Annotated in this window: 19 protein-coding genes; 13 read left to right on the top strand and 6 right to left on the bottom strand. The window is 66.4% G+C overall.

Annotated features, from left to right (window positions below):
* The first annotated feature begins 66 nt into the window (after positions 1-66).
* The 4 genes from efp (at position 67) to V3328_RS21395 (ending at position 3,679) form a co-directional block, all read left to right on the top strand.
* A complete protein-coding gene (gene efp, locus V3328_RS21410; protein WP_340331763.1) occupies positions 67-630 on the top strand; it encodes an elongation factor P in 564 nt (187 codons plus the stop codon).
* Between the two features lie 69 nt (positions 631-699).
* Entirely contained in the window at positions 700-1,488 is a 789-nt protein-coding gene (locus V3328_RS21405) for an inositol monophosphatase family protein (protein WP_340331762.1), read from the top strand.
* 124 nt (positions 1,489-1,612) lie between these two features.
* Positions 1,613-2,641, top strand: a complete 1,029-nt coding sequence (locus tag V3328_RS21400) for a flagellar motor protein MotA (protein ID WP_340331761.1) — start codon at positions 1,613-1,615, stop codon at positions 2,639-2,641.
* Between the two features lie 9 nt (positions 2,642-2,650).
* A complete protein-coding gene (locus V3328_RS21395; protein WP_340331760.1) occupies positions 2,651-3,679 on the top strand; it encodes a peptidoglycan -binding protein in 1,029 nt (342 codons plus the stop codon).
* Positions 3,680-3,712: 33 nt separating this feature from the next.
* On the opposite strand, the gene V3328_RS21390 is transcribed toward V3328_RS21395, so the two are convergent.
* On the bottom strand, positions 3,713-5,557 hold the full coding sequence (locus V3328_RS21390; RefSeq protein ID WP_340331759.1) for an ABC transporter transmembrane domain-containing protein: 1,845 nt from the start codon (positions 5,555-5,557) through the stop codon (positions 3,713-3,715).
* 356 nt (positions 5,558-5,913) lie between these two features.
* Between V3328_RS21390 and V3328_RS21385 the strand changes: the two genes are divergently transcribed.
* The 3 genes from V3328_RS21385 to V3328_RS21375 all read left to right on the top strand — a co-directional run bounded on the left by V3328_RS21385 (position 5,914) and on the right by V3328_RS21375 (position 7,519).
* Complete coding sequence (locus V3328_RS21385) at positions 5,914-6,348, top strand: curlin (RefSeq protein ID WP_340331758.1); 435 nt, start codon at positions 5,914-5,916, stop codon at positions 6,346-6,348.
* 139 nt (positions 6,349-6,487) lie between these two features.
* Positions 6,488-6,892 (top strand): curli-like amyloid fiber formation chaperone CsgH, encoded by a 405-nt coding sequence (gene csgH / locus V3328_RS21380; RefSeq protein ID WP_340331757.1) that lies wholly within the window; start codon positions 6,488-6,490, stop codon positions 6,890-6,892.
* A gap of 207 nt (positions 6,893-7,099) precedes the next feature.
* Positions 7,100-7,519, top strand: a complete 420-nt coding sequence (locus V3328_RS21375) for a curlin (protein WP_340331756.1) — start codon at positions 7,100-7,102, stop codon at positions 7,517-7,519.
* Between the two features lie 96 nt (positions 7,520-7,615).
* Here the strand turns inward: V3328_RS21375 and V3328_RS21370 are convergent, their stop codons facing one another.
* Positions 7,616-9,439, bottom strand: a complete 1,824-nt coding sequence (locus V3328_RS21370; protein WP_340331755.1) for a B12-binding domain-containing radical SAM protein — start codon at positions 9,437-9,439, stop codon at positions 7,616-7,618.
* 218 nt (positions 9,440-9,657) lie between these two features.
* Here V3328_RS21370 and rpmE point away from each other — a divergent pair, with 218 nt between their 5' ends.
* Complete coding sequence (gene rpmE / locus V3328_RS21365; RefSeq protein WP_340331754.1) at positions 9,658-9,876, top strand: 50S ribosomal protein L31; 219 nt, start codon at positions 9,658-9,660, stop codon at positions 9,874-9,876.
* 102 nt (positions 9,877-9,978) lie between these two features.
* Here the strand turns inward: rpmE and rcdA are convergent, their stop codons facing one another.
* Complete coding sequence (rcdA, locus tag V3328_RS21360) at positions 9,979-10,518, bottom strand: protease adaptor protein RcdA (protein WP_340331753.1); 540 nt, start codon at positions 10,516-10,518, stop codon at positions 9,979-9,981.
* A 320-nt stretch (positions 10,519-10,838) separates the two neighbouring features.
* Positions 10,839-11,030, bottom strand: coding sequence for a DUF1192 domain-containing protein (locus tag V3328_RS21355; protein ID WP_340331752.1), 192 nt, complete (start codon positions 11,028-11,030; stop codon positions 10,839-10,841).
* Between the two features lie 142 nt (positions 11,031-11,172).
* Here V3328_RS21355 and V3328_RS21350 point away from each other — a divergent pair, with 142 nt between their 5' ends.
* Both V3328_RS21350 and V3328_RS21345 read left to right on the top strand, forming a co-directional pair.
* Complete coding sequence (locus V3328_RS21350; protein WP_340331751.1) at positions 11,173-12,174, top strand: NAD(P)H-quinone oxidoreductase; 1,002 nt, start codon at positions 11,173-11,175, stop codon at positions 12,172-12,174.
* A gap of 163 nt (positions 12,175-12,337) precedes the next feature.
* Positions 12,338-13,039: a DUF1013 domain-containing protein gene (locus tag V3328_RS21345; RefSeq protein WP_340331750.1), complete on the top strand. Its 702-nt coding sequence runs from the start codon at positions 12,338-12,340 to the stop codon at positions 13,037-13,039.
* 249 nt (positions 13,040-13,288) lie between these two features.
* Here V3328_RS21345 and V3328_RS21340 read toward each other — a convergent pair whose 3' ends face one another.
* Both V3328_RS21340 and V3328_RS21335 read right to left on the bottom strand, forming a co-directional pair.
* Positions 13,289-14,587 (bottom strand): sulfatase-like hydrolase/transferase, encoded by a 1,299-nt coding sequence (locus V3328_RS21340; protein ID WP_340331749.1) that lies wholly within the window; start codon positions 14,585-14,587, stop codon positions 13,289-13,291.
* A gap of 236 nt (positions 14,588-14,823) precedes the next feature.
* The gene (locus tag V3328_RS21335) at positions 14,824-16,737 is read right to left on the bottom strand and encodes a propionyl-CoA synthetase (protein ID WP_340331748.1); all 1,914 of its coding nucleotides are present in this window, start codon (positions 16,735-16,737) and stop codon (positions 14,824-14,826) included.
* Positions 16,738-16,947: 210 nt separating this feature from the next.
* Here V3328_RS21335 and V3328_RS21330 point away from each other — a divergent pair, with 210 nt between their 5' ends.
* The 3 genes from V3328_RS21330 (at position 16,948) to V3328_RS21320 (ending at position 21,244) form a co-directional block, all read left to right on the top strand.
* Entirely contained in the window at positions 16,948-18,651 is a 1,704-nt protein-coding gene (locus tag V3328_RS21330) for a mechanosensitive ion channel family protein (RefSeq protein ID WP_340331747.1), read from the top strand.
* Positions 18,652-18,745: 94 nt separating this feature from the next.
* Positions 18,746-19,501 (top strand): sulfite exporter TauE/SafE family protein, encoded by a 756-nt coding sequence (locus tag V3328_RS21325; protein WP_340331746.1) that lies wholly within the window; start codon positions 18,746-18,748, stop codon positions 19,499-19,501.
* A gap of 117 nt (positions 19,502-19,618) precedes the next feature.
* Positions 19,619-21,244 carry an acyl-CoA synthetase gene (locus tag V3328_RS21320; RefSeq protein ID WP_340331745.1) on the top strand — a complete coding sequence of 542 codons (1,626 nt, stop codon included), beginning with the start codon at positions 19,619-19,621 and terminating at the stop codon, positions 21,242-21,244.
* Positions 21,245-21,259: the final 15 nt, after the last annotated feature.

Here is a 21,259-nt window from a genome sequence, read left to right as displayed (position 1 = left end):
CGGTCCGCCGACGAGCGTTACCATGACCGCACGGCCGGCGGCCGGAGCCATTCGCGAGCAACCGAGATGAAGATCAACGGAAACCAGATCACCCCGGGCAACGTCCTGCAGCACAAGGGCGGGCTGTGGGTCGCGGTCAAGACGAACGCCGTCAAGCCGGGCAAGGGTGGCGCCTTCAATCAGGTCGAACTGAAGAACCTGATCGACGGCACCAAGCTGAACGAGCGCTTCCGCGCCGACGAAACCGTCGACAAGGTGCGGCTCGACCAGAAGGACTTCCAGTTCCTCTACGCCGAGGGCGAGAATCTCATCTTCATGGACCTGGAGACCTACGAGCAGCTCGAACTGCACGAGGATTTCGTCGGCGAGCGCGCCGCCTTCCTGCAGGACGGCATCACGGTCACCGTGGAGCTTTACGAGGGCAAGCCGATCGGCATCACCCTGCCGCAGCACGTGACCCTCGAGATCGTCGAGGCGGATCCGGTGGTGAAGGGTCAGACGGCAGCCTCCTCCTACAAGCCGGCAAAGATGGAAAACGGCGTTCGCATCATGGTGCCGCCGTTCGTCACGACCGGCGAGCGGATCGTCGTCGATACCAACGAATTGACCTATGTGAAGCGCGCCGACTAGGTGTCGCCATCGGCATGACACGTCCCCGCGCTTCCGGACAAACCAGGCAGCAGCTTCGAATCTGATCCTATGGCACGCTCCGCCCTTCTCAACGTGATGGTCACGGCGGCCACCAAGGCCGGCCGCGCGCTCGTGCGCGATTTCGGCGAGGTGGAGCAATTGCAGGTCTCGATGAAGGGGCCCGGCGACTTCGTCTCCGCCGCCGACCACAAGGCCGAGAAGATCGTCCGCGAGGAACTGCAGCGGGTGCGGCCGACCTACGGGCTGCTGCTGGAGGAATCCGGCGAGATAAAGGGCAGCGACCCGCAGCACCGCTGGATCGTCGACCCGCTTGACGGCACGACGAACTTCCTGCACGCCATTCCCATGTTCGCTGTATCGATCGGGCTCGAGCGCGACGGCGAAATCGTCGCCGGGGTGATCTTCAATCCGATCATGAACGAGCTGTTCGTGGCCGAGAAGGGCATCGGCGCCTTCCTCAACGACCGGCGGATGCGGATAGCCCAGCGCCGGGAGCTGTCCCAGGCGGTCATCTGCTGCGGCGTGCCGCACCAGGGTCGCGGCAACCATCGCACCTTCCTGAAGGACCTCGCGCCGGTGATGGCCGCCAGCGCCGGGATCCGGCGCACGGGATCGGCGTCGCTGGACCTCGCATGGGTCGCGGCCGGACGCTTCGACGGTTTCTTCGAACGTGGGCTGAACCCCTGGGACGTCGCGGCCGGCCTCGTGATCGTCAGCGAAGCCGGCGGCTTCGCGACCGATTATTCGGGGCGCGGCTCGGCGCTCTACGCGGACTCGATCATCGCCGCGAATCCGGAGATTCACCGCCAGTTGGTCGACAAAATCGCCGGCGCCTGAAGGCCGGGCGCGCTTACTGCTTGGACATGCGGGTCCGTCGGCGGTAACTTGCGTTGCGTGAAAGTGCCCGATACTAGCGGTTAGACCGTTATCCACCCGTCGCCGGGAGCAACTCCGGGAACACATGGCCCGACTTCAAGACCCCCAGAAACTCGCAACCCCGCGCATCTATCTGGTGCGTATGGTCGTTTTCCTGGTGATTGCCGGGTTCATCGGGGCGATCCTGTTCCCGCAGGTCTACTCTGCCTTCATGTCGAACCCCGGCCTCAACGGCCTGATCATCGGCGTGCTGTTCATCGGCATCGCCCTGGCGATCCGCCAGGTGTTCCGGCTGTTCCGCGAGGTGGCCTGGGTCAACGACTTCCGCCTCGCCGACCCGGGCCTCGAGGTCGCCCGCCCGCCGGTACTGCTGGCGCCGATGGCCGCGCTGCTGCGCGACCGGGTCGGCCGGATGGCGATTTCGGCCCCGACCATGCGCTCGATCCTCGATTCGATCGCGATGCGTCTCGACGAGTCCCGCGACCTTGCCCGCTACATGACCGGTCTGCTGGTCTTCCTCGGACTTCTCGGCACCTTCTGGGGCCTGCTGCTGACGGTCGGCTCGGTCGCCGGCACCATCCAGTCGCTCGACATCGGCTCGGGCGACACCGGCGTGATCTTCGAGGACCTCAAGGCAGGCCTGCAGGCGCCCCTCGCCGGCATGGGAACGGCCTTCTCCTCGTCGCTGTTCGGCCTTGCCGGCTCGCTGATCCTCGGCTTCCTCGATCTGCAGGCCGGGCAGGCCCAGAACCGGTTCTACAACGACCTGGAAGACTGGCTGTCGTCGGTCACCGAGATCACCGGCGGCGAGGAACGGGCCGCGGAGGAGCCGCGCACGGTCGCTGTCGCCGCGCCGGCGCCGGTGCAGGCGCCGCCGATCGACACGAGCGGCATGCAGAAGTCGCTCGACCGGCTTGCCGAGCTGATGAGCGAAGGCGGTTCGAACCGCGCCGCCACTGCGGCCATGGCCGATCTCGCCGAAGGCATCCAGGGCCTCGTCCAGCACATGCGCTCGGAACAGAAGATGATCCGCGAATGGGTCGAGGCCCAGGCCGACCGCCAGAACGAGATCCGCGATCTGCTTGCCCGCCTCGCCGACCGCGAGAAGGTGTAGGCCGGGCCCATGTCCATGTCCCCTGGTCGGCGTCGCAGTCGCCAGATCGACTACTGGCCGAGCTTCGTCGACGTTCTCACGAACGTGCTGCTGGTCTTCATCTTCCTGCTCTCGGTGTTCGTGCTGGCGCAGTTCTTCCTGAGCCAGGAGATCTCCGGCCGCGACACCGTGCTGAACCGGCTCAACCTGCAGATCGCCGAGCTGACCGAACTGCTCGCCATGGAGCGGGCCGGCAGGCGCTCTATCGAGGACCAGCTGGCGATCCTGCAGTCGAACCTGCAAAGCACCGAAGCAGACCGGGAGCGCCTGCAGGGCCTGCTGTCGGCGCAGACCGGCGACGCCGAGGCCGCGGGCGGCCAGATCGCCGAACTCAACGTCGAACTGGACGAGGAGAAGCGGATCAGCCAGCGGGCGCTTGCCCAGGTCGAACTGCTGAACCAGCAGATCTCGGCGCTGCGCCGGCAGATCGCCGCCCTCGAGGACGCGCTCGAGGCCTCCGAGGACCGCGACCGTGAGAGCCAGTCGAGGATCGCCGATCTCGGCCGACGCCTGAACGTGGCGCTCGCCCAGAAGGTGCAGGAACTGTCGCGCTACCGTTCGGACTTCTTCGGACGCCTGCGGGAGATCCTCAGCCAGCGCTCCGACATCCGCGTCGTCGGCGACCGCTTCGTGTTCCAGTCCGAGGTGCTGTTCCCGTCGGGCTCCGACGTCATCAACGCCGCCGGCACCCAGGAGCTCGACAAGCTCGCCAGCGCCATTCTCGAGCTCGAGCAGGAAATTCCGCCTGAAATCGAATGGGTGCTCCGGGTCGACGGGCACACCGACGCCCGGCCGATCAACTCGGCCCGCTTCCAGTCCAACTGGGAGCTCGCGTCGGCGCGGGCCATCTCGGTGGTGCGCTACCTGATCGACAAGGGGGTCGATCCGCAGCACCTCGTCGCTGCCGGCTTTGCCGACAACTATCCCCTCGTCGAGGGCGATACGGACGACGCCTATTCCGCCAATCGCCGTATCGAACTGAAGCTCACCGAGCGCTGAACGGCGGCCGGAGGCGACACCTTCGGTCGGGCCCTACTCCGCCGCCCGTCCTGATACCCGGGCGTCCTCGTCGGTCTCGAACTGCAGCCGCGCCAGGCGGGCATAGAGGCCGTCCTGGGCGTACAGCGACTTGTGCGTCCCCTCCTCGACGATCCTTCCCTCGTCCATGACCAGGATCCGGTCGGCGCTGAGCACCGTTGCCAGGCGATGGGCGATGACCAGCGTCGTGCGGCCCTGCATCAGGCCGTCGAGGGCGCGCTGCACCGCGGTCTCGCTTTCGGCATCCAGCGCCGAGGTCGCCTCGTCGAGCAGCAGGATCGGCGCGTCGCGCAGGATCGCCCTGGCGATCGCGATGCGCTGGCGCTGGCCGCCCGACAGCGTGACGCCGCGTTCGCCGACGAGTGTCCGGTAGCCCTCCGGCAGCGCGGCGATGAAGTCCTCCGCATGGGCGGCGACGGCGGCGGCGCGGATCTCGTCGTCCGTCGCATCGGGGCGGCCATAGGCGATGTTCTCCGCCACCGTGCCGGCAAAGATGACGGTGTCCTGCGGCACCACGGCGACCCGGCGGCGCAGCGCGTGCGGGTCGGCATCGCGCAACGGCACGCCGTCGATGCGGATCGTGCCCCGATCGGCATCGTAGAAGCGCAGCAGCAGGTGGAAGATGGTGCTCTTGCCGGCGCCGGAGGGACCGACGATCGCCACCGTCTCGCCCGGCGCCACCGCAAAGCTGACATCATGCAGCGCCGGCGCGTCGGACCGGGTCGGATAGGCGAAGGAGACCTGGTCGAACGCGATCTCGCCGCGCGGCGGCTCCGGCATCGGCACGGGCCGGGCCGGTGCCAGGATTGACGACCTGCGGCCCAGGAGATCCGCCAGGCGCTCCGCGGCACCGGCGGCTGCCTGCACCTCGCCCCACACCTCGCTCAATGCACCGAGCGCGCCGGCGGCGAACACCGCGTAGAGCAGGAACTGGCCGAGCGTGCCCGCCGTCATTCGCCCCGCCAAGACATCGCGAGCACCATACCACAGCACCGCGACGACACTGGCAAAGACCAGGAACAACGCCACGAAGGTCAGGGCCGCGCGGGCCTTGGCGCTCAGCCGCGCAGCATCGAATGCCTCCTCCGCGGCGGCCCGGAAGCGGCCGCCGGCAAGGGCCTCGTTGGTGAAGGACTGCAGGACGCGGACCGCGCCGATGTTCTCCGTAGCGTAGGCGGTCGCATCGGCCAGGGTATCCTGGGCCTGGCGCTGGCGGCGCCGGACCGCGCGGCCGAACCCGACCAGCGGCAGCACGATCACCGGAATCACCGCCAGCACCAGCACCGACAGGCGCGGGCTGGTGACGACCATCATGACCACTGCGCCGATGCCCAACAGGATGTTGCGCAAGGCGATCGAAGCGCTGGCGCCGACGGCCGACTTGATCTGGGTGGTATCGGCGGTCAGCCTCGAGATCACCTCGCCGGATTTTGCCGTGTCGAAGAAGTCGGCGCCGAGCGATATCACCCGGGCGAAGACGTCGGAGCGCACGTCGGCCACCACCCGCTCGCCGAGCCAGGTGACGAGGTAGTAGCGCGCCGCGCTGGCGGTCGCCAGCACCAGCACCACCACGATCAGCATGGCGAAGTACTGGTTGATGAGCTCGGTGTTGTCGGCGTCGAAGCCGAAATCGATCATGCGGCGCACGGCCTGCGGAACGGCCAGCGTTGCACCGGCGGCGGCGATCAGTGCGATGAAGGCGAGGAACAGCCGGCCGCGATACCGCAGCACATATGGCAGGAGCACGCGCAACGGTGCGATCGCCTGTCGGCCCCTGGTTCGCGCCCCGGTGCCATCGTGCAACGCACCCGCATCAGCCGGCGCCGTGTGATCGGCCATATCTCGTACCTGCCTGCTTCCTCGTGGTCGGAAAATGCAACATGCATCCACCGAGGGGCAATCGGGCGCTATGCCGCGCCGTCGTCAAGATCTTCGCGGCTCGAACCGAAGCGGTCCGACCTGGCCCGCGCAGTCAGTCTATCACGCGCGGATGCTCCATTATCGGGATCCCGCGACCGGCGACCGCCAAACTCGTATCTTGTTCGATCTCAAATAATTGATCTGTCTCCGCCCGCGCCCTTCGCGCACCTGAACGGCGGATGAACGCGCGGTTCAGGCTGGGTTCGAGGGACCCCGCGTAGAACCGTCACCGTCAACAGCACGCGGCACGACCCGCACGACCAGGAGACGGAACAATGACCCGCACGTTCTTCATCGCCACCGCCATCGCCACCGCCCTCGGCCTGTCCGCGGTGCCCGCCATGGCCAACAGCGTCTACCTCAACCAGTACGGCTGGGGCAACGCCGCCGGCGGCGCACAGGCCGGCCACAACAACACCATCGGCATCCACCAGAACGGCATCTTCAACGGCGCCGTCAGCCAGCAGCAGGGCAAGAACAACCTGTCGGCGATCGGCCAGAACGGCTTCAACAATTCCGCCGGCACCTGGCAGAAGGGCAAGAACAACGCCGCCGGCATCGGCCAGTTCGGCGCCAACCACAACGCCGTCATCAGCCAGGACGGCAATGGCAACGTCGCCGCCGGCGTGCAGACCGGCAACGGCTGCACCGGCGCCGTCACCCAGGCCGGCAGCGGCAACGTCGCAGCCTTCGTCCAGGCCTGCCCGTAAGCAGCCGCCGTCGACCATCCAGCGATCGGCCGGGCGGGGGCTCCCCCACCCGGCCGCAGCCTTTTCGACCAGGCCTACATGCCCGGCTCGCGGGACCCCGTTCCGCCGGCCGACCACCGGTACAGAAGGAGACACCACCATGACTCGCACCCACAGGCGCTTTGCCGCCCGCATCCTGCCCGCCGTCCTCGGCCTCGGCATGATCGGCATCGGCGCGACCCCGTCGGCCCCGGCTCGGGCCAGCGCAGCGGTCCCGGTCAGCTGCGAGATCCTCGCCACGAGGTCCGGCGGCGCGGTCGCGCTTTCCGGAATCCTCCACGCCGACACCGCCGTGCAGGGCTTCTACTGGCTTTCCGTCGTCGCCACCGGCGGCGGCTCCTCCAACATCAGCCAGAGCGGCGGCTTCTCGGTCGAGTCCGGCGGCGCCATCACCCTCGGCCAGGTCACGCTCGTCAATTCCGGCGCCGTCTACGATGCCAGACTGAAGGTCACGATTTCCGACAGGACCTACAGCTGCACTCAGCGCATCGGCAGCAAGACCTGAACCGCCGACGACACGATGCGCGAAATCAAGGGCTCCGGCATGCCGGAGCCCCTTGTTTTACCAGGGTTGTTTTTGGCCCCCGACAATTTTTCCTGATGAACGCCACGTGAACGGCCGGTTCCGGTTCGGTTCAGCCGCCCGGAGCGAAACTGCGCTCATCGCTTGGCGACACAGACCAGCCAGCAACGCCAGATCCAGGAGACAGAGATGACCCGCACGACCCTCAAGACCGTCGCCGCCAGCCTCGTCGCAGCCGCGATCGCCACCACCGCGCTCACCGCCCCGACCACCCCCGCAGTCGCCGGCAACTGCACGTCCTACTCCTACGTCCCGCAGACCCCGGACGACGTCGAGAAGATGAAGCTCGGCCTGCAGATCCATTCGATCCTGAACGGTGGCGCGAACGCCGCCGTCCATCAGAACGGCAACGGCAACGCCGCGGGCGTCGCCCAGGGTGGCGCAGGCAACTCCGCCTTCGTCTATCAGAACGGCAACAACCACAACGGCACCGTCCAGCAGAACGGCAACAACAACGGCCATCTGATGTGGCAGTACGGGAACGGTGCTTCCAAGCACGTCAACCAGAACGGCGGCCAGTACAGCGCATCGGTCTCGATCGGCTGCTAGGCCCGGCTCCAGACCCGGACACGAAACAACGGCGCGGTCGAGAGACCGCGCCGTTCTTCTTTCTCGGAGCCGTCGTGTCCCCGGCAGCCGTCTCGCTCACTCGGCGGCGGCAACCCTTTCAACCGCTCCGGCCTTGCCGGCCACGCGGGCCCGGATCTCGTCGCCGCTGCGCTTGCGCGCCAGCGCTTCCTCGCCACCTGTTGTCGCGTGATAGAGGTCGAGCGCCTCGAACTCGTCGGCCTCGGGCGGCGCGATGGCAAGATCCGTGTAGGTCCAGCGGTCGGGCGCCTTGAGCGCAGCATCGAGCATCTTCTTGGTCCGGCGATAGACCCTGAAATAGCCGACCGCCTTGGACACGGTTTCTCCGAAATAGCGGGGGTAGAAGACCAGCGGGTTCTCGCGCCGCATGCTGGAACGGCGGTCGCGCCGGAATTTGCGGCGCAGCGCCCCGCCTTCCAGCGGATGCACGCCCTCGTACAGGATCATCAGGTAGAACCACAGGATCGTCGTCAGCGTCGTCCCCGGCCGGCCGAGCTTGTTGGCGCAGACCCGCTTGATGATCGTCTCGATGTGCTCGGGCGTGTAGAACGTGTTCCAGGCGAGCTTGTAGGCCTCTTCCCACTCGGTATCGGACATCCCGCCGGAATGATGCGCGACCCGGTGGTTGAGATCGTACTTGTTCATATCGGGATCCATCCACACCCCCTTCTCCCACAATTTCTTGTGGTCCTCGGAGCCGGGCAGCGGAGTGAGGAAGAAGAACTCCAGGATGTCGACCGGCAGTTCGCGCTTGATGATCTCGATGTCGCGGGCGATCGTTTCCTTGGTGTCGGACGGGAAGCCGATGATGTAGCCCGCGTAGGTGATGGCGCCGTGATTGCGCCATTTCTGCAGCATTTCGCGGTAGTCGGTGATCTTGTTCTGCCGCTTCTTGGCGGCGATCAGGTTGTCCGGATTGATGTTCTCCAGTCCGATGAACACGCGCCGGACACCGGCCTGCGAGGCTTTCTCGATGAAGTTCGGGATCTTGTGGCAGAGCGTGTCGACCTGGATCGTGAAGCCGATGTTCATGCCCTCGCCCTGGCGCATCTCGATCAGCTTGTCGAAAAGGGGCTCCCAGTCCTTGTTGCGGGCGAAGTTGTCGTCGGTGATGAAGAAGCGCTTGATGCCGTCCGCATAGTTCTCCCGCACGATGCGCTCGAGGTCGTCGACCGAGCGGATCCGGCTCTTGCGGCCCTGCACGTTTATGATCGTGCAGAACGAGCATTGATAGGGGCAGCCGCGGCCGAGATCGATGCTCGATAGCGATCCCGAGGTCCGCGCCACATGCTTGCGCGGCAGAATCGGCGGCGGCTCGCCGATGAGCGACGGCAGATCGTTCATGTGATTGTAGAGCGGCGCCAGTTGTCCTTCGAAGGCGTCGCGCAGCACGACGTCGAGCCGGCCTTCCTCGGCCTCGCCGGCAAACAGCGAAATGCCGAGCTCCTGGGCAGCCCGGATGTCTTCGGGGAGTTCCGGCAGCATCGCCAGGCAACCGGAGACATGGAAGCCGCCGACGCAGACCGGGAGGCCGGCCTCGAGGAACGGCCGCGCCAGGTCGACGGCGCGCGGAAACTGGTTCGACTGCACGCCGACGAGGCCGATCAGCGCCCTGCCGCCGGCCTCCTCGATCATGCGGATGATCTTGTCAGGGCGTACCCGACGATTGGTTTCGTCGTAGGTGTGCAGCCGGATGTCGACACCGCTGCCGAGCACCTCGCGCTTGCGGGCATCTTCCGCGAGCGCGTTGAGGCAGGCAAGGGTATTGGAGGGAATGGCCGAGCGTAGCCACTGAATGGGATAGCCGTCATCGTCGTAATGGGTCGGCTTGATCATTACGAAATGGAAGATCGGCGGGCCGGCGGCTGACGCCTTAACCATCGCGAAATCCTTTGGTTTCCGCAGGAAATTCAAACACTAGCCGAATTATTTTTTCAGACAAGTGCAATCCCCGGCACCCATCGCCCGAAGACTGTTCCGATTGCCCGTATCTCCCCCGCTTGCCCCGGATGCCGTTCCGCGATATAGGCAGCGTCGAATTCCGTAACATCCGCGATACGCGAAGCGGCGTCATGGGCGCCGGGAAGAAGGTTTGAGCGATGAAGAAGGACATCCACCCGGACTACCACCTCATCAAGGTGGTCATGACGGACGGCACCGAGTACCAGACGCGGTCGACCTACGGCGAGGAGGGCGCGACCCTCAATCTCGACATCGATTCCAAGACCCACCCTGCCTGGACCGGCGGTTCACAGCACCTGATCGACCGGGGTGGTCGCCTCAGCCGCTTCAAGAAGAAGTACGAAGGCTTCATCTGAGCAGGCCCGGAAGGTACAGACGACGAAAAGCCCCGGCCTCGGGGCTTTTTCTTGTCTGCAGTCCGGACCGGAGGCCCCGCCAGGGCCGCCGATGATCCAAATCTAGCTTCCGCCGAAGGCCGTGCGCAGCCGGGCGAATTGAGTCATGACCGGGTGATCGTCTGCCGCGACGGATTCGGACTCCCCGCGCAACTGCATGTCCAGATGGCGGACCCGGTCCTGCAGGCGCAGGCTGCGCCCGATCAGCTCCCGCAACCCGGCCGGGAGGTCGTCGAAGGCTTCAGCCTGCTGCCGGTCCTCCGGATGCTCGAGCCGGACCTTGCGCTTTTCCTCGCTGGCCTGATCGGTCGACATCTCGCCCTCGTTGGCGGCGCGCTGCAGCAGCAGCCACGACGCGATCTGCATCAGGCGCGTGGTCAGCTTCATGCTTTCGGTGGCATAGGCGAGCCCGGCAAGGCGGCTGAGATTGCGCGACTCGATACGGCCGGGGCCGTCCAGGTAGTCGGCCGTTTCCTCGAGCAGGGCCATGCCGTCGCGAAACAGGCCGTCGAAGGTCCCCGAGCCGGCCATCTTCTCGGCGAAGGAAACCGCATCGAGAACGGAGGCGGTCGCCGCGCGCGTGTCTGGCCTGTCGTTCTCCATGCAAACCCTGTCGTCTCGTGTGGTCCGGGCCGGTTCGCGCCAGCGCCGCTCGGCTCAATGCCCGATTCGGCACCGGCCGGCCAATCGCAACCGCGCGTGGCTCCTCATCTCCGACGGAGAGGCGCTCGCCGGAGCCGGATCATCGTGACAGCCATATTGCAATGCAATGGCGAAAAGAAAAGAGCCGCCTTGAAGCGGCTCAGTTGGTTAACAGGGAGGCGTCAAACAGAGTGGACAGGAGCCACTCGAAATCCAGAAGACTGGATAACCGCCTGTTTACCCTGAAAAGCCTAATAAACGATTAACCGGTGTACAGTCCGTCACGACTTGGAGAAGAGCCCTTCGGCGGCGTCGCGGGTCGAGGCCTTCGACCGGATATCGGCCTCGAGCCGCTCGATCTCCGCCTTCAGAAGCACGATACGCGCCTTCAGCTCGTTCACGGACAGCACCGAAAGGTCCATTCCGATTTCGTGTTCCGGCGTTCTTTTCGGCTTGTCGTCGTCAAGGAACATGGCGTCCGCTCCCCTGCTTTCCGGTCGTGGCCGTGACCGCGACCGGCAGTTTAGGCCCGGCGCCATTGTCACGGAAGGGGACGGCGGCTATTCCGTGCGAGCCGGCTTGCCGGACCCGACCGAACCGAGGAGACCGCAGGCGATGACCATACTGCCCCGCACGATGACCGCGATCGAGATACGCGAGCCCGGCGGCCCCGACGTTCTGGTGCCGGCCGAGCGGCCGGTGCCCAAGCCGGGCGGCTGCGAGATCCTGGTGCGGGTGTCGGCGGCGGGGGTCAATCGGCCCGACGTGCTGCAGCGCATCGGGGTCTACGCGCCGCCGCCGGGCGCCTCCGACATTCCCGGCCTCGAGGTCGCCGGAACGGTGGTCGCCGTCGGCGACGGCGCCGCGCGCTTCAAGGTCGGCGACAAGGTCTGTGCGCTGCTGCCCGGCGGCGGCTACGCCGAGTACTGCACGGTCGACGCCACCAACGCCCTGCCCCTGCCCGCCGGGCTGTCGTTCACCGAGGCGGCCGGAATCCCCGAAACCTTCTTCACCGTATGGACGAACGTGTTCGATCGAGGCGGCCTCAAGCCAGGCGAGACGCTGCTGGTACACGGCGGCTCCAGCGGCATCGGCACCACGGCGATCCAGCTTGCCAAGGCCTACGGTGCGACCGTGTTCGTCACCGCCGGCAATGCCGAGAAATGCAAGGCCTGCGAGGATCTCGGCGCCGATCTGGCGATCGACTACAAGACGGCGGATTTCGTCGAGGCGGTGAAGCAGGCGACCGGCGGCCGCGGCGTCGACGTCATCCTCGACATGGTGGGCGGCGACTACGTGCCGCGCAACTATCACGCCGCCGCCGAGGACGGTCGCATCGTCCAGATCGCTTTCCTGCGCGGCAACAAGCCCACCATCGACCTCAACCCGCTGATGCGCAAGCGACTGACCCATACCGGATCGACGCTCCGTCCGAGGCCGGTCGAGTTCAAGGCCGACCTCGCCGCTTCGCTGGAGGCCAAGGTGTGGCCGCTGATCGCCGCCGGCGACGTGAAGGTCGTGATGGATTCGACCTTTCCGCTGGCCGAGGCCGCCGCCGCGCATGCCAGGCTCGACGCCGATCACATCGGCAAGGTGATCCTGGAGACAGGGCTGTAGCAGCCCGGCCGCGGCGGCCGAGCGGACCGAAAATCAATCTCCGGATGCGGGCCAATCCGTTTGCGTCGCCGCGCGAACGCCCCTATATAGGGGCCATCCCCGTGACACCTTGAAATCGACCGGGGCGCCCCGCCGGAGGCGGCGGCGCGCAAGGGAGAAACTCATGTCGAATACATTGCTGATGCCCAAGGCCACCGCCATCTGGCTGGTCGACAACACCTCGCTCTCCTTCAGGCAGATCGCCGAATTCTGCGCCCTGCACGAGCTTGAGGTGCATGCGATCGCCGACGGCGAGGCTGCCCAGGGAATCAAGGGCGTCGATCCGGTGCTGACCGGCCAGCTGACCCGCGAGGAGATCGACCGGGCGCAGAAGGATCCCACCCACAAGCTCAAGCTCGCCGAGCCGAAGGTGAAGATTCCCGCTACCAAGAAGCGCAAGGGCCCGCGCTACACGCCGGTGTCGCGCCGCCAGGACCGCCCCAACGCCATCCTCTGGCTGGTGCGCAATCATCCCGAACTGAAGGATGCGGCGATCATGCGCCTGGTGGGAACCACCAAGACGACGATCGAGTCGATCCGCGAGCGCACCCACTGGAACGCCGCCAACCTTCAGCCGATGGATCCGGTGACGCTCGGCCTGTGCTCGCAGATCGACCTCGACATGGAGGTTCAGGCGGCCGCCAAGGACCGTCCGGCGGAGGCCGCCGAGGGCCCGCGCCTGCTGACGCCCGAGGAGAGCCTGAGCTACGCGCGGGAACTCGAGCAGCAGGCCGCGGCCGAAGCCGACTCCGACGAGCTCGACGCCGACGCGGTGTTCGCCAAGTTGAAGTCGATGAAGGGCGGAGACGAGTCGACGACCGACTGAGATCCTGCCGCGCGGCGGCGAGGCGGCTGTCGCACTCCGCCCGGCGGCAGCGCCGGGCGATCGTCCGCGCGGACCTGTGTTCGGAAAGTCCTCCGCTGCTCCGGGCGGGTCTGCGTCCGACGCATCCCGCAGCGACCGCCCTGCCAAAGGGCGCTCGCGGCATTCTCGGGCCGCCGCGGGAGGCTGGCCTCGAAGCTGCCCGGCCTGCCGGTCGGGACGGGGAAATGTTTCTCCTGCTGGAGAAATTACCTAATAGCCCTGCACCGAACTCGCAATATTGGTGAGTTCATAGGGATCATTCGACAATTTGTAGACTTCCCGCCCAGGTCGATTGTATATGACCTTCCTTCTTCCGTCGATTACAGCAGACCTGAGCTGCGACTGGCCGTTGTCGTCGAAATAGGCCCAAACCGGCATTTTCTTTACATTACGGGCGTTGATCAGCTTTTTCCTGTGATTTGCGCCCTCAACCCAATCGGGGATCCTCATCTTCAGCATCCGCAAGACTGTCGGATAAAGATCCAGCAGGCTGACCGGCCGGCTGGTTGCTATGCCGGAGTCCAGGTTCGGAGAGACCAGCAGAAGGGGAACCTGCAGGCTTTCCTGCCACAAGGTGAACTTGGAGAATTTCCCCTTCGAGCCCAGATGGAACCCGTGGTCGCTCGTCACGACAAACAAGGTGTCCTCGTCGAACCCTAGGTCGTTATACGCATCGAACAGGCGTCCTATGTTCTCGTCCGTCCTTGCCAGGACGGCGAGGTAGGCCCGCAGGAAGTCCTCGTATTCATCGTATTCGACGAGGCCCTGGTAGATTTCCGATTCAAACCACTGCCTCCGAGGGAACGCCGCATCTGGAACATCTGCCAGATCGCGCTGGATGGCATCTTCGTACGGCAGGTTCGCAGGTATCTGCGGCGGCAGGGACGGATGGTCCGGCACCATGTCGTGATACCTTTGCCCTGCGACGATCGGCAGATGCGGCCCGGTCAGCCCGACGAACAGCGCAAAGCGCCTGCCGGCCTTCCTGTACGCGGCAAGTCTGGCGACCGCCCAATCGGTCACTTCGTTATCGTGTAGATCCGCATACTCGCCCACGCCCCAATCCTGCTGGGTTTCCGCACCGCTCTGTTGCCTGGCATATTCGGATCGGCGGTAGCCCTGATCGAATCTCTTGGCCTTCCAGTCCTTCGGCAGCCAATATTCGTCCCAATCGTGCAGGTCGAGTTTTCTGTTCGGAACGGAGTGGTGAAATATCTTCCCGGCTCCGCCGACATACATCCCCCTCGCGCGAAGTAATCCCGGCAGGGTCCGGAAACTGCGCTTCTTGGCGAGGTCGAAAATGCTCTGGTGATTTCCGTAGACGCCCGAGGTGGAGGGCGAGATCCCGGAGAATATGGCGGTTCTCGCAGAAGAGCATGCCGGCGAGGGTGAGATTCCATTCAAACGAAACCCCGCTTCGGCGATCTCTTCCATCGATGGCGTGTAGGCATCCGGGTGGCCTGAATACGGAGTCGGCCAGTTGTTCATGTCATCGACGATGATGAACACCAGGTTCTTCGGATCTTTCGCGTGGGATGGAGTTGACCAGGAGGAAAATGCCGCAAGAACGGCTGCCGACAGGAAGGTGCACAGTCGCACGATATTGCCCTTTTTTGGTTATTCGCGCGTAAGCGGTGGGAATTTCGCGATCGTGATTCGAACGCGGCGGGCTCGATGCGGGATCTCGGGCCGGCTCAGTCCGCGCGGCAGCCGGTCACCGATTCGCCAGCAAACAGTGTACCCGCTCAGTTCCCCTTCGCCACACCGTGATCCTTCAGTGCGGCGGCGATCTCGTCGAGGATTGCCGGATCGTCGATCGTCGCCGGCGCCCTGTAGTCCTCGCCATCGGCGATCGAGCGCATCGTGCGGCGCAGGATCTTGCCGGATCGCGTCTTCGGCAGGCGGCCGACCGTAACAACCAGCTTCAGGGCGGCAACCGGGCCGATCCGCTCGCGCACCAGCTGGACCACTTCCCTCTCGATGTCGGCAACCGGCCGGTTGACGCCGGACTTCAGCACGATGAAGCCGGCCGGGATCTGGCCCTTCATCGGGTCGGCGATGCCGATCACGGCGCATTCGGCGACGTCGGGATGGCTCGCCAGCACCTCCTCCATGCCGCCGGTCGACAGCCGGTGGCCGGCGACGTTGATGATGTCGTCGGTGCGGGCCATGATGTAGAGATAGCCGTCGGCGTCCTTGTAGCCGGCGTCCGCCGTGGCGTAGTAGCCCGGGAATTCGGTCAGATAGCTGTCGACGAAGCGCTGGTCGTTGCCCCACAGGGTCGGCAGGCATCCGGGCGGCAGCGGCAGCTTCACGCAGATCGATCCCATCTTGCCGGCGTCCACCTGCCGGTGCGCCTCGTCGAGGACCTGCACGTCGTAGCCCGGCATCGCCACCGTCGGCGACCCGTACCTGACCGGCATCGTGCCCAGCCCCACCGGATTGGCAGCGATCGCCCAGCCCGTCTCGGTCTGCCACCAGTGATCGAGCACCGGCACGCCGAGCATCCGTTCGGCCCACTGGACAGTGTCCGGGTCGGCGCGTTCGCCGGCCAGGAACAGCGTGCGGAAATGCTTGAGATCGTACTTGCCGATGAAGGCCCCTTCGGGATCGTCCTTCTTGATCGCCCGGAACGCTGTGGGCGCCGTGAACAGCGCCGCCACCTTGTGCTCGGAAATCACCCGCCAGAACGTGCCGGCGTCCGGCGTGCCGACCGGCTTGCCCTCGAACAGGATGGTGGTGCAGCCGTGCAGGAGCGGCGCGTAGACGATGTACGAGTGACCGACCACCCAGCCGACGTCGGAGGCCGCCCAGTAGACCTCGCCCGGCTTCATCCCGTAGACGGCGTTCATCGACCATTTCAGCGCGACCATGTGGCCGCCGTTGTCGCGGACGACGCCCTTCGGCTGGCCGGTCGTTCCCGATGTGTACAGGACGTAAAGAGGATCGGTTGCGGCGACGGAGACGCAGTCGGCCTTCTCGCCGGCGGCCCTGGCGGATGCGGTCTGCTCGGCCCAGTCGAAATCGCGCCCCTCGATGAGCGACGCGGTTTCCATCGGTCGCTGGAAGACCAGGCAGGCGGACGGCTTGTGGCTCGACATCTCGATCGCCTGGTCGAGCAGCGGCTTGTAGCTGACCACACGGCCCGGCTCTATGCCGCACGAGCACGACAGGATCATCTTCGGCTTGGCATCGTCGATCCGCGTCGCCAGTTCGCGCGCCGCAAAACCGCCGAATACGACGGAATGAATGGCACCGATCCGCGCGCAGGCGAGCATCGCCATCACCGCCTCGGGGATCATCGCCATGTAGATGATCACCCGGTCGCCCTTTGCGACGCCGTGCCGCTGCAGCACGGCCGCGAGAGTGGCGACCTCCTCGGTCAGTTCCGCGTAGCTGTAGGTCTTCTTCGTGTCGGTTACCGGGCTGTCGTAGATCAGCGCAGGCTGGCCGGCGCGGCCGGCAAAGACATGGCGATCGAGGCAGTTGTAGGCGGTGTTGCACTGTGCCCCGACGAACCAGCGTCCGTAGACACCTGCGTCGGCGTCGAACACCTTGTCCCACGGCTTCGTCCAGACGACGTCCTGCGCCGCCGCCGCCCAGAAGGCCTCCGGGTCCTTCGACCAGTCCTCGTAGACCTCGTGATAGCGGCTCGACATGCCGACCTCCCTTTCGCTCGCCCAAGTGCGGTCATTTGTCCGGCGGCGGCGATTGTGTCCTTGTTGAATCGCAAAGCAACCCCTTTCCCGGGGCATGACTCGCGGGCAGCATTCTCGCGTCGGCGGCGGTGCGGCGGGGATCGGAGATGGAACCACGCGGACGGGCGGTGGTTCTACCTGTGACCTTCGCGCGCAACCGAACGATATCCCATGCCTGTTCCAAGATCCCTGGCGGCGCTGGCAGCCGCGGCGCTGCTGATCCTTTCCTGCGGTGCCGCGACCGCGCAGGACGGCGGGTCCGGCACGAGCTACTTCGACATCGACTCGCTGAACGCCGGGCTCGGCCCGGCTAGGGAGATCGATCGCGAGACGCCGCAGGCCGCCGTGGAGAGCTTCCAGTACTTCGCGAGCCGCGACGACTTCGGCAATGCCGCCCATCTCCTCAACCTGTCCCGCCTCGAGCCGGACCGCCAGCGTCAGGACGGGCCGAAGCTGGCCCGCCAGCTGAAGGACATCATCGAGCGGAAGGTGTGGATCGACTGGGCCGAGCTGCCGGACCGTCCGGACGGCCTCGATCCTGCCGCCTCGTCGAACGATCCGCTTGCCGGCCAGCCCCGGCGCTCGCTGCGGCTCGAGACGATCCGACTTGACGGGCGTCCGGTTCCGATCCGGCTGGAACGGGTGAAGCCGGCGGGAGGCGAGCCGGTGTGGGTCTTCGCCTCCCAGACGGTGGACAACATTGCCGCCCTCCATGCGCTCTACGGGCCGCGCGCCTTCGAGCGTGGCCTGCCGGACTGGTCGAAGCGCCCGGCGCTGTTCGGCCTGCCGATATGGGAACTGCTGGCGCTGCCGCTCATCGTCCTTCTGGCGCTCGGCGCCGGTGTCGTCGTCTACCGCATCGCCACTGCGGTGAGCCGGCGGTTCGACCGGGGCATCGCCGGCAGCGTCGTGTCGGAGCTCGCCCTTCCGGCGGCGCTGATCGGCGCCGGCATGGTCCTCTACTGGGCGACGAAGACCCTGTTCGTCTTCTCGGTGGCGATCGACACCTTCGTCACGCCAACGCTGCTGGTGCTGCTGTTCGGGGGCGGCCTGATCGTTTTCGTCAGGATCATCGACCTGATCATCGACCGCACGCTTGGCAACGACGTCGCCGAGCTGGAGAAGCCGGAGAACGCCGATGCGAGGGCGTTCCAGACCAACATCTCGGCATTCCGGCGGGTCGCCCTCGTCATCGCCCTCCTGGTCTTCGTCGGCATCGTGCTGACGCGGATCAACTTCCTGGCGGCGACCGGCATCGCCCTCGTCGGCTCGGCCGGACTGCTCACGCTGGTCCTCGCGTTCGCAGGACGCTCGGCGCTGAGCAACATCATGGCGAGCCTGCAGATCGCCCTGTCCAAGGCGGCGGCGATCGGCGACTCGGTGCTGTTCGACGGCCAGTGGTCGCACGTCGAGAAGATCAACTTCACCTACGTCCAGCTCAAGACCTGGGACAACCGGCGGCTCGTCGTTCCGGTAACCCGGTTCGTGTCGGAGCCCTTCGAAAACTGGACCAAGCGCGATCCCGCCATCACCAAGCTCGTCGAGCTAAGGCTCAACCACACCGCCGATGTCGACGCGCTTCGCGAGCGCTTCGACGCCTTCGTCGAGGAGAGCGACGACATCCTCGACAAGAAGAGCGCCCAGGTCTTGGTGATCGGCCACGACGCGACCGGCATGCTGGTCGGCTTCTATGCGGCGGCGCCCGACCCGACGACGGGCTGGCAGATGCACTGCCGGCTGCGCGAGACGATGCTGCGGACGGCCGCAGAACTCGAGCTGGATGCCGACCGCGACCGGCGCTTCCTTCCAGCCGAGCGGGAGATCCGGGTGGCGGACCTGACCGGCGGCGCGCGCCGGGCGGCTGGCGCGTCCTGAGCGCGCATGGCAGCGTTGCCGCGCCGGCCTTTCGCCCCGCCCGCGGGAAGCCTATAACCGCCCTGCTGCGCACCGCAGTCTCACCGGACCCGTCATGATCACCGATCCCTGGTTCTACTTGGCCGCGATCCCCGGCGTGCTGCTTGCCGGACTGGCGAAGGGCGGCTTCGGCGGGTCGTTCGGCATGCTGGCGGTGCCCCTGATGGCGCTGGTCGTCTCCCCGGTGCAGGCCGCGGCGATCATGCTGCCGATCCTGATCTGCATGGACGTCGTCGGACTGTTCGCCTGGCGGGGGACCTTCGATCCCCGCGCGATCGCGATCATGGTGCCGGCCGCGATGCTCGGCATCGCCGTTGGCTGGGCCACGGCGGCCTGGGTCACCGAGGCCCATGTCCGCCTGATCGTCGGCATCGTCGTGCTGCTGTTCTGCGTCAACTACTATGCCGGGGCCGGCAAGCGCGCCGAACCGAAGCCGCACAACCGGCTGAAGGGCACCTTCTGGGGCGCGCTGACCGGCTTCACCTCGTTCGTCAGCCACGCGGGCGGGCCCCCTTTCCAGATGTACATGCTGCCGCTGCGACTCGACCCGAAGGTGTTCGCCGGCACCGCCATCATCGTGTTCGCCGTCATCAACGCGGTGAAGGTCGTCCCCTACTTCTTCCTCGGCCAGTTGTCCCCGGCCAACCTGTGGACGTCGGCCGTATTGCTGCCGCTCGCCCCGCTCGCCACCCTGGTCGGCGTCTGGGCCGTCAAGCGGATCCGGCCGGACGCCTTCTACCGGGTCGTCTATGTCGGTCTGCTGCTGGTGTCGCTGAAGCTGATCTGGGACGGGGCAAGCGCGCTGCTGTGAGCGGTGGACTCACCGCCGCGGCGCTGATGGGATTGATTGTCACGCTCCGGCGACCGCGATAGCGTCACCGCGACCCGGCGCGCGCCGGCAGTTTCGGATCGGCCAGGGAGGACCAGCGTGGCGAGTCCGTACGATCACGACCTCGACAAGACCCCCGCCAACTACCAGCCGCTGACGCCGCTCAGCTTCCTGGAGCGCTCCGCCGCCGTCTTCCCCGACCGCACCGCGATCATCCACGGCGCGAGCCGCACCACCTACGCCGCGTTCTACGCCCGCGCCCGCCGCCTCGCCTCGGCGCTGGCGAAGCGGGGCATCGGCAAGGGCGACACGGTGTCGGTGATGCTCGCCAACACCCCGCCGATGCTCGAGGCCCACTACGGCGTGCCGATGACCAGGGCGGTGCTGAACACGCTGAACACCCGTCTCGACGCCGCGGTCGTCGCCTTCACCCTCGATCACGCCGAGACGAAGGTGCTGATCGTCGACCGGGAGTTCTCCGCCACGATCAGGGAAGCGCTGTCGCTGGCGAAGGCGAGGCCGCTCGTCATCGACTACGACGATTTGGAGTTCCCGCAGGACGGAGAGCGGCTCGGCGATCTGGACTACGAGGAGTTCCTGGCCGAGGGCGATCCCGACTACCCCTGGCACATGCCCGACGACGAGTGGGACGCGATCTCGCTGAACTACACGTCGGGCACGACCGGCAACCCGAAGGGCGTCGTCTACCACCACCGCGGCGCCTACCTGCTCGCCCAGGGCAACGTGCTGACCGGTTCGATGCCCCGGCACGCGGTCTACCTGTGGACGCTGCCGATGTTCCATTGCAACGGCTGGTGCTTCCCGTGGACGCTGTCGGTGATCGCCGGCACCCATGTGTGCCTGCGCGCGGTGCGCCAGAAGCCGATCTGGGACGCGCTCGCCGACCACGGCGTCACCCACCTGTGCGGCGCCCCGATCGTCATGTCGACGATCCTCAATGCCGCGAAGCAGGACAAGCGCGACCTCGACCATACCGTGGAGTTCTTCACCGCCGCCGCGCCGCCGCCCGAGGCGGTGCTCGCGGCGATGGCCGACAACGGCTTCAACGTCACCCACCTCTACGGCCTGACCGAGACCTACGGCCCCGCCGTCGTCAACGACTGGAAGACGGAGTGGGACGCGCTCGACGGCGCCGGCCGCGCCGCCCGCAAGGCGCGCCAGGGGGTCCGCTACGCCGCCCTCGAAGCGCTGTCGGTGCGCGATCCGCAGACGATGGAATCGGTGCCGGCAGACGGCGAAACCATCGGCGAGGTGATGTTCCGCGGCAACGTCGTGATGAAGGGCTACCTGAAGAACCCGAAGGCCAGCGCCGAGGCCTTCGCCGGCGGCTGGTTCCACTCCGGCGACCTCGGCGTCACGCATCCCGACGGCTACATCCAGCTCAAGGACCGCTCCAAGGACATCATCATCTCCGGCGGCGAGAACATCTCCTCGATCGAGGTCGAGGACGTCATCTACAAGCATCCCGCCGTCCAGGCCGTCGCCGTCGTCGCCCGGCCGGACGACACGTGGGGCGAGACCCCGTGCGCTTTCGTCGAGCTCAGGCCGGGGGCCGAGGCGACCGGCGAGGAGATCATCGAGTGGTGCCGCCAGCACCTGGCCCGCTTCAAGGTACCGCGCCACGTCGTCTTCGCCGAACTGCCGAAGACCTCGACCGGCAAGGTGCAGAAATTCGTGCTGCGCGAGATGGCGAAGGCGGTATGACGGGCGGATACGCGA

This window comes from Microbaculum marinum (genome assembly GCF_037855135.1).
Lineage (GTDB): Bacteria > Pseudomonadota > Alphaproteobacteria > Rhizobiales > Tepidamorphaceae > Microbaculum > Microbaculum marinum.
The sequence above is the reverse complement of the archived record's forward strand: the minus strand, read 5'-3'. Positions and strand labels throughout refer to the sequence as shown.

Coding starts and splice junctions, on each gene's coding strand:
- csgH (WP_340331757.1), top strand. CDS start 6,488: ATGACTCGCACCCACAGGCGCTTTGCCGCCCGCATCCTGCCCGCCGTC.
- efp (WP_340331763.1), top strand. CDS start 67: ATGAAGATCAACGGAAACCAGATCACCCCGGGCAACGTCCTGCAGCAC.
- V3328_RS21390 (WP_340331759.1), bottom strand. CDS start 5,557: ATGGCCGATCACACGGCGCCGGCTGATGCGGGTGCGTTGCACGATGGC.
- V3328_RS21375 (WP_340331756.1), top strand. CDS start 7,100: ATGACCCGCACGACCCTCAAGACCGTCGCCGCCAGCCTCGTCGCAGCC.
- V3328_RS21325 (WP_340331746.1), top strand. CDS start 18,746: ATGATCACCGATCCCTGGTTCTACTTGGCCGCGATCCCCGGCGTGCTG.
- rcdA (WP_340331753.1), bottom strand. CDS start 10,518: ATGGAGAACGACAGGCCAGACACGCGCGCGGCGACCGCCTCCGTTCTC.
- V3328_RS21355 (WP_340331752.1), bottom strand. CDS start 11,030: ATGTTCCTTGACGACGACAAGCCGAAAAGAACGCCGGAACACGAAATC.
- V3328_RS21350 (WP_340331751.1), top strand. CDS start 11,173: ATGACCATACTGCCCCGCACGATGACCGCGATCGAGATACGCGAGCCC.
- V3328_RS21395 (WP_340331760.1), top strand. CDS start 2,651: ATGTCCATGTCCCCTGGTCGGCGTCGCAGTCGCCAGATCGACTACTGG.
- V3328_RS21335 (WP_340331748.1), bottom strand. CDS start 16,737: ATGTCGAGCCGCTATCACGAGGTCTACGAGGACTGGTCGAAGGACCCG.
- V3328_RS21405 (WP_340331762.1), top strand. CDS start 700: ATGGCACGCTCCGCCCTTCTCAACGTGATGGTCACGGCGGCCACCAAG.
- V3328_RS21330 (WP_340331747.1), top strand. CDS start 16,948: ATGCCTGTTCCAAGATCCCTGGCGGCGCTGGCAGCCGCGGCGCTGCTG.
- V3328_RS21400 (WP_340331761.1), top strand. CDS start 1,613: ATGGCCCGACTTCAAGACCCCCAGAAACTCGCAACCCCGCGCATCTAT.
- V3328_RS21370 (WP_340331755.1), bottom strand. CDS start 9,439: ATGGTTAAGGCGTCAGCCGCCGGCCCGCCGATCTTCCATTTCGTAATG.
- V3328_RS21345 (WP_340331750.1), top strand. CDS start 12,338: ATGTCGAATACATTGCTGATGCCCAAGGCCACCGCCATCTGGCTGGTC.
- rpmE (WP_340331754.1), top strand. CDS start 9,658: ATGAAGAAGGACATCCACCCGGACTACCACCTCATCAAGGTGGTCATG.
- V3328_RS21385 (WP_340331758.1), top strand. CDS start 5,914: ATGACCCGCACGTTCTTCATCGCCACCGCCATCGCCACCGCCCTCGGC.